The 12008-nt window shown below is 42.1% G+C and carries 11 protein-coding genes; 10 read left to right on the top strand and 1 reads right to left on the bottom strand.

Annotation, left to right across the window (positions count from 1 at the left end):
* The first annotated feature begins 257 nt into the window (after window positions 1–257).
* From B5D46_RS03845 to B5D46_RS03795, 10 genes are all read left to right on the top strand, one after another.
* Window positions 258–2114: a sigma 54-interacting transcriptional regulator gene (locus B5D46_RS03845; protein WP_078928314.1), complete on the top strand. Its 1857-nt coding sequence runs from the start codon at window positions 258–260 to the stop codon at window positions 2112–2114.
* Window positions 2115–2336: 222 nt separating this feature from the next.
* A complete protein-coding gene (locus tag B5D46_RS03840; protein ID WP_078928313.1) occupies window positions 2337–3347 on the top strand; it encodes a C4-dicarboxylate TRAP transporter substrate-binding protein in 1011 nt (336 codons plus the stop codon).
* A gap of 65 nt (window positions 3348–3412) precedes the next feature.
* Complete coding sequence (locus tag B5D46_RS03835) at window positions 3413–3925, top strand: TRAP transporter small permease (RefSeq protein ID WP_051639619.1); 513 nt, start codon at window positions 3413–3415, stop codon at window positions 3923–3925.
* A gap of 2 nt (window positions 3926–3927) precedes the next feature.
* Window positions 3928–5214 (top strand): TRAP transporter large permease, encoded by a 1287-nt coding sequence (locus B5D46_RS03830; protein ID WP_078928312.1) that lies wholly within the window; start codon window positions 3928–3930, stop codon window positions 5212–5214.
* A 22-nt stretch (window positions 5215–5236) separates the two neighbouring features.
* Window positions 5237–6268, top strand: coding sequence for a zinc-binding alcohol dehydrogenase family protein (locus B5D46_RS03825; protein ID WP_078928311.1), 1032 nt, complete (start codon window positions 5237–5239; stop codon window positions 6266–6268).
* A 90-nt stretch (window positions 6269–6358) separates the two neighbouring features.
* Entirely contained in the window at window positions 6359–7855 is a 1497-nt protein-coding gene (locus B5D46_RS03820) for a tagaturonate reductase (RefSeq protein WP_078928310.1), read from the top strand.
* A gap of 10 nt (window positions 7856–7865) precedes the next feature.
* Window positions 7866–9353, top strand: a complete 1488-nt coding sequence (locus B5D46_RS03815) for a UxaA family hydrolase (RefSeq protein ID WP_078928309.1) — start codon at window positions 7866–7868, stop codon at window positions 9351–9353.
* 140 nt (window positions 9354–9493) lie between these two features.
* Window positions 9494–10450, top strand: coding sequence for a sugar kinase (locus tag B5D46_RS03810; protein WP_078928308.1), 957 nt, complete (start codon window positions 9494–9496; stop codon window positions 10448–10450).
* 9 nt (window positions 10451–10459) lie between these two features.
* Window positions 10460–11101 carry a bifunctional 4-hydroxy-2-oxoglutarate aldolase/2-dehydro-3-deoxy-phosphogluconate aldolase gene (eda, locus tag B5D46_RS03805; RefSeq protein ID WP_078928307.1) on the top strand — a complete coding sequence of 214 codons (642 nt, stop codon included), beginning with the start codon at window positions 10460–10462 and terminating at the stop codon, window positions 11099–11101.
* 202 nt (window positions 11102–11303) lie between these two features.
* Window positions 11304–11633, top strand: a complete 330-nt coding sequence (locus B5D46_RS03795) for a hypothetical protein (protein WP_078928305.1) — start codon at window positions 11304–11306, stop codon at window positions 11631–11633.
* An 84-nt stretch (window positions 11634–11717) separates the two neighbouring features.
* On the opposite strand, the gene B5D46_RS03790 is transcribed toward B5D46_RS03795, so the two are convergent.
* A partial coding sequence (locus B5D46_RS03790; protein ID WP_143675598.1) for an IS3 family transposase occupies window positions 11718–12008 on the bottom strand: 291 nt, incomplete at its 5' end.

Here is a 12008-nt window from a genome sequence, read left to right as displayed (position 1 = left end):
GTTGTTTTAATTATGTGATTGTTCGTTTGATTAAATAACTAAAATGAGACTTTATGCAGATTACTGATTACTTTAAAAACAAAGAGATAAAAAGCATTTTCAGAGTTATTTCATAGCAAAGAATATTTAGAAAAACCAAATAAATAAAATTCACTTTAAAGGTGAATCACATTGATTAATCATCAAATCGAAAATTAAACAAAAAAAAGATAGAATGAAGCTATAACCAGAAAACAACAGACAAACATGAACAAACAATGAAAGATTCAATAGTATTTATCGCCCCAAACTCTCATATAAATGCTCTGGCACAAAGTGCCGTATCACAGCTGAACCTGAACATTCCTGTTATTGAAGCCTATGATCACAATGCTATTGAAGCTTTAAGAAGATACCCTTCCTGTCATATTGTAATAAGCCGTGGCGGAACCGCAAATTACATCAAGGGAATAAAAGGTATTACTGTAGTAGATTTAACAGCCTCTTTCTTTGATATTCAGAAATCTCTCAATGAGCTTATAGCCAAGGGATGTAAAAAAATCGCTGTTGTCAGTCAGGACAATGTTATAGGACCAACTCCAGCAGATTTTTCCATAAACGACATAGAAGTTGAGCTGCATCCATGTTCAAATGCCGAAGAAATTATGAATACAGTCAACACCTGTATCAGAAACGGTACTGATGGTATTGTCGGCTGTGTGGTGGCAGTGGAAACAGCTCGGCAACACGCAGTTGAGGTTGCCCCTGTAGAGGTTGACTTCTATTCTGTAAAAAAAGGTATTCTGCAGGCACTTGAGCTTGAGCGCAATCTTGATAATCAGGAGAGAACCATCGACAGGCTGGAGTCTCTTTTAAACAACATCGAAGAAGGCATCATCATCTTTGATGCGGGGAATAAACCTATTCTATATAACGGATATGCCAGCAGAATCATGAGACCAGAGCCTCTGGATAAGTGGTATGAGGTTTTAGAGGATGAGATACAGTCTACCACTGAAGCTGCTCGGGTAATCTCCCTAAATCAGAACAAGGTTCTTATAAGAGTTATTCCCCTGGTCCATGACTCACTTGAGGATAAGGTGGTGATCCTGCAGGATAGCTCAGCAATTGAGGAATCTGTTAAAACCATTAAACTCTCCTCCTATGAAAAAGGTCTTTATGCCCGCCACAACTTCAAGGACATTATCTACTCCTGTCCATCAATGGAGGACACTGTATCCTTAGCCAAACGCTTTGCAAATTCAGATTCCACCATCATGATCTTCGGTGAAACCGGTGCAGGAAAGGAAGGCTTTGCCCAGAGTATCCATAACTACTCTCCGCGAGCTAAAAAGCCATTTGTGTCTGTAAACTGCGCATCCCTGCCTCAGGGACTGGTAGCCTCGGAGCTCTTTGGCTACGTTGAAGGTGCTTTTACAGGAGCAAGACGAAATGGAAAGAAAGGTCTGTTTGAAATGGCTCAGGGAGGAACTATCTTCCTCGATGAGATTACTGAAATTCCTCTTGAGGTACAGAGTCAGTTCCTCCGTGTGATTCAGGAGCGTGAGATCATGCGTATCGGAGATGACAAGATTATTCCTCTGGATATCCGCATCATCTGCGCCACCAACAAGGAAATACTTAGCTTATGTGAAGAAGGCAGATTCAGATACGATCTCTACTATCGTCTTAACGTTTTAAGTCTCATCATACCGCCTCTAAGAGAGAGAGGAGATGACATCATTCTGATGTTTAAATCCTTTGTAGCAGGCTTCTGCAAAAAGAAGATTGACGACATATATCTTGATGATGAGGTTAAAGATATTCTTTTAGGCTACTCCTGGCCGGGTAATGTTCGAGAACTTAGAAATGTAGCAGAAGCTCTGTCATTCTATGGAAGCGATATCAAAAAACAGAATGTTGAAAGAATTCTGTACAGAAAAACAGGCACAATCTCTACCGTTCATCACTCATCAGACAGTATCTTCAGGGATGATCTGACCTTAAAAGAGCTTGAAAGATACTATTACAAGTACATGATTGCCCGCCATTCAAATTCTGAGGTTGCAAAGCTTGCCGGTGTCGCTCGCTCTACACTTTGGAGAAAAATCAAAGAGCTGGAAATCGAAGACTAGCATTTGTGATCTTTTTCAAAATCAGATGTTTTATTTTAAAACATCATAAAACATCTGATTCGTTATTTTTTGTTCGATTTTGAAACACAATCTCTAAAAAATCCCATTCCTACGTCATTTTTTTCAGTTGGCACAAACGTTGCTACTACTGTTATGTTCGTTACCAAAAACCGAATGTTTGTTAAAAAATAAAGTTGAATTGTGAACATAAGGAACAAAGATATGAAAAACATACTAACTAAAGCTACCCTGGCAGCATGTCTTGCTGCTGTTATGACCATCGGTGCAGCATCAGCTCAGGCAGACGATACTGTAGTTCTGCGTGTCGGCTATGCAAATAACCCTGGCGAGCCTTTTGATTTAGGCTGTCAGAAGTGGAAAGAGATTATCGAAGAGCGCTCAGGCGGTAAGTTCAAGATTGAGCTTTACCCATCATCTCAGCTAGGCTCAAAGGATGACGTAATGGATCAGATGGTTGCAGGCGAGCCTGTATGTACCCTGACCGACGGTGCATTCTTCTATGACCGTGGCGTTAAGGATCTGGGTATCGTTTTCGGACCATTCCTGTTCAACACCTGGGATGAGGCATTCAAGCTCAACAACAGTCAGTGGTATCAGGATCAGGCAAAGCTTGTGGAAGAGAAAGCACATCTTAAGATTATCGGTACCGACTGGAAGTACGGTGCACGCCATACTCTGACCACCAAGCCAGTTAACAAGGTTGAAGATTTCAAGGGCATGAAGATTCGTGTTCCTACAAACAACATTCAGGTTAAGGGCTTTGAGGTTCTTGGCGCAACTCCTACCCCAATGGCTTTAGGCGAAGTATATACCTCTCTTCAGCAGGGCACCATCGACGGTGTAGAGAACCCACTTGCAGTTCTATACAACGGCAAATTCCATGAGGTTGCAAAGTATCTGTTATTAGACGGTCACGTATTCAACATCACCAATATCGTTGTTGGTACTGATTTCTACAATTCTCTGACTCCTGAACAGCAGAAGCTTCTGGTTGAAACCTGCCACGAGGCTGCAATGTATCAGAACAAGATTGTTGAAGATTCTGAGGCAGACATTCTTGCAAAATTCAAGGCAGAAGGCGTAACTATTGTTGATCCAAGCCCTGAGTTCAAGAAATCTTTAGTTGAAACCTCAAAGAAGTTCTACTCACTTCCAGACTTCAAAGACTGGACTCCAGGTCTATACGACACTGTAAAGAAAGCTATGCAGTAGCTTAAAACAGGACCGTCTTACGGCGGTCCTGCCTCATAGTAAAAATCATTATATTTCAGATAATTATGAAGAAATCAAATTTTATCGTTAATATAGATCTGTTCCTAGCAGCCATAGCTCTGACCGTTCTTGTGTGTGTAACCTTCGGCGGAGTAATCATGCGCTACTTTGTGGGCAAACCTATTATCTGGGCGGAAGAAGTTCAGCTGTGGTGCTTTTTATGGATGACATTCCTGGGAGCAGGTGCTGCCTTCAGACATGGGAGCCACGTTGCTGTTGAAATGGTGGTCAGTCTATTTCCTCAAAATATCCAGAAGTTCATTGAGAAAATGGATTACGTCATCTGCATGGTGGTACTTGGATATCTTGGCTTTTTGGGATGTGACATCATCAAGCTGATGATGAAGATTGGCAAATCAACCTCAATTCTTCATGTTCCATTCTATTTCATCAACGGCATTATTCCTGTCTGCTGTGTACTGATGATGGTATCTCTAACCTATGCAACCTTCTTTATGAAAAAAGATGATGCAAAAGATACAGACAAGAATACAGAAAATAAGGCTAAGGAGGAGTAATCATGGATTTTTCTATTGCACTTTCCTCAGTTCTGCTTTTAGTATTCCTGTTTTTAAAGGTTCCTGTATTTATTTCAATTCTGGGAGCAGCTGCAACCTATTTTGCCCTTCACACTGAGATCAATTCTGTAATTCTGGCCCAGCGTGTACTGGCCGGCTCTCAGTCAATTCCTCTTTTAGCCATACCTTTCTTCGTATGTGCAGGCGTCTTCATGAACTACACCGGCGTTACCAAGAGAATTGTTGATTTCTGCGAGGCAGTTGTAGGCAATATCATCGGCGGTATCGGTCATGTTACTGTTCTGGTGGCAACTCTTATGGGTGGACTTTCAGGTTCAAATCTTGCTGATGCTGCTATGGAAGCAAAAATGCTGGTTCCTGAAATGGAGAAGAGAGGGTTTTCAAAGGCATTCGGCTCAGTGCTGGTTGCAACTTCAGCGATTATTACCCCACTGATTCCACCTGGAATTGCAATGATTATCTACGGCTCAATTGCAAACGTCTCAATCGGTAAGCTGTTCGTTGCAGGTATCGGTCCTGGTGTAATTCTCTGCGTCACCCTGATGATTCTGGTAGCTCTGGTTTCCTACAAGAGAGGCTACAGAAGCACCATCAAGGTCGACACTTCTGCTGCAAGAGTATGGAAAACCTTCCGAGGAGCATTCCTGCCACTGTGTCTTCCTGTAATCATCATCGGCGGTATCCGCATCGGTGCCTTCACTCCAACTGAAGCAGGTTCCGTAGCCATCGTCTATTCTCTGTTCCTTGGCTTTATCTATCGTGAGATGACTTTAAAGGATGTTATCCGCGGTATGAAGGAAACAGTACTGACCTCATCAGCAATCATGCTGATTATTGCAGCAGCTTCTGCCTTTGCATGGGCTCTGACAAAAGAGAAGGTTCCACAGTACTTTACCGGCCTTTTCATCGAGCATCTGAATAATCCTGTTATCTTCCTTTTATGTGTAAACATGTTCCTGTTAATCATCGGCATGTTTATCGAAGGAAACGCAGCCATGATTATTCTTGTTCCCCTACTGGCTCCACTTGCTAAACACTTCGGCATTGATGAGATCCACTTTGCAATGGTTGTAATCTTCAACTTTGCCTTAGGAGCAATCTCACCTCCAATGGGAACGCTGATGTTCGTGACCTGTTCAATTACAAAATGTCCAATGGGCCGTTTCATTAAAGAGGCAATACCATTCTACATTCTGCTATTAGCCTGTCTGCTGCTTCTGACCTTTGTTCCAAGCTTCAGCACAGCTCTTGTTAACCTGATTTACTAAATATGTTTAAGGATTATATATTATGAAAACCATTATTATTCCAAAGCCTGGTGAAGTAAAAATCATTGAAACTCCTATGCCAGAACCAAAGGAAGGAGAAGCTCTGTTAAAAGTATTGCGCGGCGGTATCTGCGGAAGTGATCTTGGAACCTACAGAGGAACCTTCGCTTACGCATCCTACCCAAGAATTCCTGGTCATGAATTCTCCGCCAGAATTGAAAAGCTCAACGGTGATGCCAGCAAGTACGGTCTTAAGGAAGGCATGGTTGTAACCTGCAATCCTTACTTTAACTGCACCAAGTGCTATTCCTGTGAGAGAGGACATCTAAACTGCTGCGAGCACAATGAGACCCTGGGAGCACAGAGAGACGGAGCCTTCTCAGAGTACATCACCATGCCTTTTGAAAGAATATATGACGGAAAGGGACTTGATCCTGCAGAGCTTGCAGCCATCGAGCCATTCTGCATCAGCTACCACGGAGCCATTACCCGCGGTCAGGTAAAGAAAGGCGACAAGGTTATCGTCATCGGTGCAGGAACCATCGGAGCTCTTGCAGCTGTTGCAGCTAAATCTCAGGGAGCTACCGTTTACATTGCAGATGTAGCTCAGAAGAAGATTGACTATGCAGTAAAGAGCTTCAATCTTGACGGAGGAATCCTCAATAACGGAGACGATTTCGTTGAGAAATGCATGAAGATCACTGACAACAAGGGCTTTGATGTGGCTATCGAAGCTGTAGGTCTGCCATCAACCTTCCAGAATGCAATTGATGTTGCAGCCTATGCGGCAAATGTTGTTCTAATCGGTGTGGGCAAGAAGAATCTTGATTTCAACTTTACCCTTCTGCAGAAGAAAGAGCTTAACGTCTATGGCTCAAGAAATGCTCTCAAGCAGGATTTCCTCAACCTTATCGACCTGGTTAAGTCAGGCAGGGTTGATCTTAAGAAAGCCATTACCAATACCTACAAATTCAATGATGCGCCTCAGGCCTTTGCTGACTTTGCAGCACATGGAGCTGACATGCTGAAGGTCGAAATTGATTTCACAGCCTAAACTCCTGAAACTTCAGTCTGCAGTGAATACTGCAGACTTTATTTTAAATAAACATAACTACCCATAACATCAATTACGGACGCAAACAAAATGAGTACATTAAACCTGAACATAAAACCTGAATGCAGATCAGATCTTCCTGTAAAGGCTATTCAGTTTGGCGAGGGAAATTTCATTCGCTGCTTTATTGACTGGATGCTTTACCGTATGAATCAGAAGAATCTTTTCAATGGCAGGGTAATTGCTGTTCAGCCAACTCCAAGAGGACGTACTGTTCCTGTTTTAAAAAATCAGGACTGTTTATTTACAGCTATTCTTCACGCTATGGAAAACGGCAGAGTAAAAGAGTCATTTGAAATCATCAACACCATAGCAGATGCTCGCAATCCTTATGACAATGCAGACTTTGAAAAGCTCAAGGAAGACTTTAAACTCCCTACCCTTGAGTTTATTTTCTCAAATACCACAGAAGCAGGTCTTGTCTATACAAAAGAAGACCTTCCAGAGGAAGGCTGTGTACTGTCCTTCCCAGGTAAGCTGACTCAGCTTTTATATGAAAGATTCAAAGCCTTTAAAGGCGTAGAGAATGCCTGCTCAATTTCAGGCTTAAGCATCCTTCCTTGTGAGCTTATTGAAGATAACGGAACAAAACTAAAAGAAATCATCCTAAAACATGCCGATGACTGGAAACTAGGCGATGAGTTTAAATCTTATGTATGTGAAGACTGCGTATTCTACAACACTCTTGTAGATCGTGTGGTATCTGGATATCCAAAGGCAGATGCAGAGCGCTATGCAAAGGAACTTGGCTATGAGGATGCTCTGATGTCCACAGGTGAGGAATTCAGCTTTATGGCAATTGAAGGCTCTGATGAAATAAGCCATAAGCTTCCATTTGCAAAGGCTGGACTTAACGTGGTGGTAGCACCTGATATTACACCTTACCGCCTGCGTAAAGTCAGAATTCTTAACGGAGCTCATACCTCAAATGTTCCTGCAGCCTTCCTGGCTGGCCTTGATACTGTTGATGAAATGATGACCGACAGTGTAACAGGACCATTTGCGCGCTCTATTATCTATGATGAAATCATCCCTGCCGTAAAACTTGATAAGGGAATGCTGACCGAATTTGCCGACGCAGTTGTAGACAGATTCATGGATCCATCTCTTCATCACCAGCTCTCATCTATTCTGATGAACTGTACCTCAAAGGTAAAAGCCCGAGTTATCCCTTCAATTCTTGATGCTAGAGCTGCAGGGACTCATCCATCTAAACTCTATTTTTCACTGGCAGCTTTCTTTGCTCTTTATAAAAACTCTGACGGCACCTCACCTGTTACCGTTTCAAGAGCAGATGGCAAGAGCGGTCAGTTCCAGGATGATGAGTATGCAGTAAAGGTAATGGCAAAAGCATGGAGTCTTTATAAGAATTCACAAAGCTCAGCTGAGGATACTGTTTCCTGTATTCTTTCAGATTCAAAGCTATGGGGTGAGGATCTTAGCGTAAAACTTGATGTAAAAAAGATTGCCGAACTTACCCATATGGTTGTAACCCAGGGTATCAAAAAAACAATGTCTGAGTGCTAGGAGATAGATAATGCAGTGCGTTGTAATCAATCCCGGGGAGGATGTTGTTGCTGTCGCCCTTGATGATCTTAAAGCAGGACAGACTGTCAAAACCGCACAGGGAGATGTAACTCTAAAAGACGACATTACCCGCGGACATAAGTTTGCTCTTTATGATCTCAATGAGGGAGATCAGATCATAAAATACGGCTATTCCATCGGACATGCCACCTGCCCTATTCAGAAAGGTCAGCATGTTCATTCACAGAATGTTAAAACAAATCTTTCTGGCACAAAGGATTACACCTATAACAGAGTTGAGAAAACAGAGCTTAAGAAAGTCGAGAAAAGCTTTGAGGGCTATGTAAGAGCAGATGGACAGGTGGGTATCCGCAATGAAGTCTGGATTATTCCGACTGTTTTCTGCGTAAATCATATCGCAAAAGAGCTTGAAGCCTATGCAAGAGAAAAGCTTGAAACCTACGCTAATGTCGACGGCTGCTATGCCTTAACTCATCCCTATGGATGCTCTCAGATGGGAGAGGATCAGAGAACTACACAGAAACTCCTTGCATCTCTTACCCGTCATCCAAATGCAGGAGCCATACTGGTTTTAGGTCTTGGCTGTGAGAACAATAATCTTTCAGTTTTCAAAGAGTTTTTAGATCTCAATGATGACAGACTGATGTTTTTAAATACTCAGGATGTTGAGGATGAGCTTGAGGCTGGATATGAAATAATCGACTCTCTTCTACAGAAGGCTAATGAGTCAAAAAGAGAGACTGTACCACTCTCAAAACTCAGAATCGGTCTTAAATGCGGAGGCTCAGATGGTCTTTCAGGCATCACCGCAAATCCTCTTATAGGACGTGTAAGCGATCTGATTGTAGGCGCAGGCGGAACCTCTGTTATGACAGAAGTCCCTGAAATGTTCGGCGCAGAGCAGATCCTTATGAACAGAGCTAAGAATGAGGATGTATTTAAAAAGACAGTTTCACTTATCAATGATTTTAAAGGCTACTTCAAATCTCACGGTGAAACCGTCTCAGAGAATCCATCTCCAGGCAACAAGGCTGGCGGTATCACCACATTGGAGGACAAGTCATTAGGCTGTGTGCAGAAAGGCGGTAAGGCTCAGGTTGAGGATACCATCAGATATGCCGAAACCATAAAGTCTTCAGGACTGAATCTTCTGAATGCTCCTGGTAATGACGGTGTTTCCTGTTCAGCTCTGGCAGCCTGCGGTGTGAATATGATTCTATTCTCAACCGGAAGAGGAACACCTTTCAGTACCGTGGTTCCTACTATAAAAATCTCAACGAACAATGCTCTTTTTGAGAAAAAAGGTGGAAACTGGATTGATTTCAATGCTGGAGCTATTGTTGACGGAAAGGATTTTGATGAACTGGCAATGGAGCTTTTAGACTATATTATCGCTATTGCTTCAGGACAGAAATCAGTTTCAGAAAAAAGAGATTTCCATGAGCTTCTAATCTGGAAGGACGGAGTAACGCTCTAGAAACAGCTAACTACATATAATCTTTATGAAAGTTGTTCATCTTCAAGATCACGATCATACGCCCGGACAGCTTCGAAGCGTATAATTCAGTACATTGGACATGATAAGAATATTAAAAAATAGTCAGGAGAACATACATAATGGAAAAAGGTTTACTCCTAACCGGTGAACCAATGGGCCTTCTGATCGCAAAACAGGAAGGCGCTCTTGAAACAGTGAAGGATTATTCACTGGATATTGCAGGAGCAGAATTCAACGTCGCAACAGGCATTGCAAGATTAGGACATAAAGCAACCTATCTTACAAAGCTTGGCAACGATCCCTTTGGCAAACTGATTGAGAATTCAATAAAGGCTAACGGTATTGATAATTCGCAGGTTAAATATTCAGACACCTATCGTACCGGCTTTATGCTCAAAGGCAGAGTCTCAAACGGTGATCCTCAGATTTTCTATTTCCGTTCAGGATCTGCAGCCTCTACCTTAAACGAGAACGATGTTGCAGAGGTGGATTTTTCAAAATACTCAAATCTGCATATCACAGGAATCATGGCGGCAGTATCAGAATCAACTCTCAAGGCAGTCTACAAGCTGATTGAACTTGGTCGCAAGGCTGGTCTTTATATTTCCTTTGATCCTAATCTAAGACCTCAGCTGTGGAAGTCACAGGAGATAATGGTAAAAACCTTAAATGATATCGCCACAAAGGTTGATATGGTTCTCCCTGGTGTTGGCGAAGGCGACATTCTCTGTGGCAGCAGTGATCCTAAGAAAATCAATGAATTCTATCTTAAAGGCGGCGCTTCCTGCGTAATCACCAAGTGTGGACCAAAGGGAGCTTTATGCAGTACAAAGGATAAGGATATCAGGGTTCCTGGCTTCATCATTGACAAGGTTGTGGATACAGTCGGAGCTGGCGATGGTTTTGCGGCAGGCGTACTTTCTGCCCATATGGAAGGACTTTCTCTTGAAAAAGCTGTAGAGAGAGGATGTGCCATCGGCGCTATTCAGTGCACCTTCAGAGGAGATAATGAAGGACTCCCTACCCCTGAACAGCTCTCAGAATTTATTGCATCACACAGACGCTGTGATTTTTAGGAGACACCAATGAAATTTAAAGTTTTAAGTGAAATTGAATCAATCGGCATTGTACCTCTGGTTGTACTTGAGGATGCTGCAAAGGCTGCACCTCTTGCTCATGCCTTATGTGACGGAGGAATTCCTATCGCTGAGGTTACCTTCAGAACAGCTGCAGCTGCAGATGCAATCAGAATCATGGCTAAAGAGTGCCCTGACATGCTGGTAGGCTCAGGTACTGTTCATAATGTTGATCAGGCTATGGCAACGCTGGATAACGGTGGTATGTTTGTAATTACCCCAGGCTTTAATCCAAAGGTTGTTGACTGGTGTTTAAAGCATAATCTTGCTGTCTGCCCTGGAACCGTAACCCCATCTGATCTTGAAATGGCTTTAGACTTTGGTCTTGAGGTAGTTAAATTCTTCCCTGCTGCAGCCTACGGCGGAACCAAGACACTTAAGGCACTTGCTGGACCTTATGCTTCAATCAAGTTTGTTCCAACTGGCGGTGTAAATCTTGAGAATCTCTCAGAGTATCTGAGCCTCAAGAATGTAGCTGCGGTAGGAGGAAGCTTCGTTCCTGATCCTAAGCTGGTTAAGGCAGAGGATTACAAAGGCATCAGTGCCTCATGTCAGGAAATACTGGCAAAGGTAAAAGCTATACGCGGTTAATCAGTGATTTTTATGCACGTGAAACGGAGACTTGTTCTCCGTTTTTTTTTGCGTGAATTTATCAAAAGATGTGATATGCAACAAAAGTTTGCCTAATATTTTCACAAAATTTTCACTCAAATAATAACAAATTGTAAATAAGTGTAAAATAACTTTACCTGCGTATAATAAATTACCATAAATTATAACTACAGGAGTATTCATGAAATTATCTTCGGCAAGCCTTCTTCTCACTGCAGTTGTTTTAAACAGTTTATTATTAACCGGCTGTTTTAACAGAACAGCTAAAGTCGAGCCTAATAACTGGAACTGCAGACACGATACAACTTCCGCACTGGCTCATAGAATCGAGAAACTGGAGCAGGAAGGAAAAATTGATAATGCCTCAGAATTTATTGAAAAGTGTCAGGCAGACAAACTTGGAATTTTCAGTGAGGATTACGAAAAGCTAAGCAGCAGCGCTGATTTTAAGGCAGCTGAAGACAAACTTTATGCAAAATGGGAAAAAGAGGCAAAGGAATCAACATACTGATACTGACTGGCACCATGCCATCAGAGCCTTACAGAAAAAATGGAGTCAAACTGTAGTGACCCCAGTAAATTGAACAAAAACAATTTACGATAATTTTAAGGTTGAATTCCTAACTTCACAAGGAGTTCGACCTTTTAATTTGACCTGAATTCTCTTAGTGTTGTAATACTCAATATATTCTTCCATTGCTTTTCTTAATTCATCCAGAGATTTAAAGTCATATTCATGGCCATAAAACATCTCATTTTTCATCTTGCCAAAGAAATTCTCCATTACACAGTTATCTAAGCAGTTACCTTTACGGGACATGGATTGAATGATACCTTTATCTTTTAGCATCTTGTGATATTGAGACATCTGATACTGCCATCCCTG

It is taken from the genome of Succinivibrio dextrinosolvens DSM 3072, from assembly GCF_900167015.1.
GTDB lineage: Bacteria > Pseudomonadota > Gammaproteobacteria > Enterobacterales > Succinivibrionaceae > Succinivibrio > Succinivibrio dextrinosolvens.
This window is presented reverse-complemented; position numbering and strand designations above follow the sequence as displayed.

Excerpts from the sequence above, each read along its gene's own strand:
- B5D46_RS03815 (WP_078928309.1), top strand. The coding sequence starts at position 7,866 with ATGCAGTGCGTTGTAATCAATCCCGGGGAGGATGTTGTTGCTGTCGCC.
- eda (WP_078928307.1), top strand. The coding sequence starts at position 10,460 with ATGAAATTTAAAGTTTTAAGTGAAATTGAATCAATCGGCATTGTACCT.
- B5D46_RS03825 (WP_078928311.1), top strand. The coding sequence starts at position 5,237 with ATGAAAACCATTATTATTCCAAAGCCTGGTGAAGTAAAAATCATTGAA.
- B5D46_RS03835 (WP_051639619.1), top strand. The coding sequence starts at position 3,413 with ATGAAGAAATCAAATTTTATCGTTAATATAGATCTGTTCCTAGCAGCC.
- B5D46_RS03810 (WP_078928308.1), top strand. The coding sequence starts at position 9,494 with ATGGAAAAAGGTTTACTCCTAACCGGTGAACCAATGGGCCTTCTGATC.
- B5D46_RS03840 (WP_078928313.1), top strand. The coding sequence starts at position 2,337 with ATGAAAAACATACTAACTAAAGCTACCCTGGCAGCATGTCTTGCTGCT.
- B5D46_RS03795 (WP_078928305.1), top strand. The coding sequence starts at position 11,304 with ATGAAATTATCTTCGGCAAGCCTTCTTCTCACTGCAGTTGTTTTAAAC.
- B5D46_RS03845 (WP_078928314.1), top strand. The coding sequence starts at position 258 with ATGAAAGATTCAATAGTATTTATCGCCCCAAACTCTCATATAAATGCT.
- B5D46_RS03830 (WP_078928312.1), top strand. The coding sequence starts at position 3,928 with ATGGATTTTTCTATTGCACTTTCCTCAGTTCTGCTTTTAGTATTCCTG.
- B5D46_RS03820 (WP_078928310.1), top strand. The coding sequence starts at position 6,359 with ATGAGTACATTAAACCTGAACATAAAACCTGAATGCAGATCAGATCTT.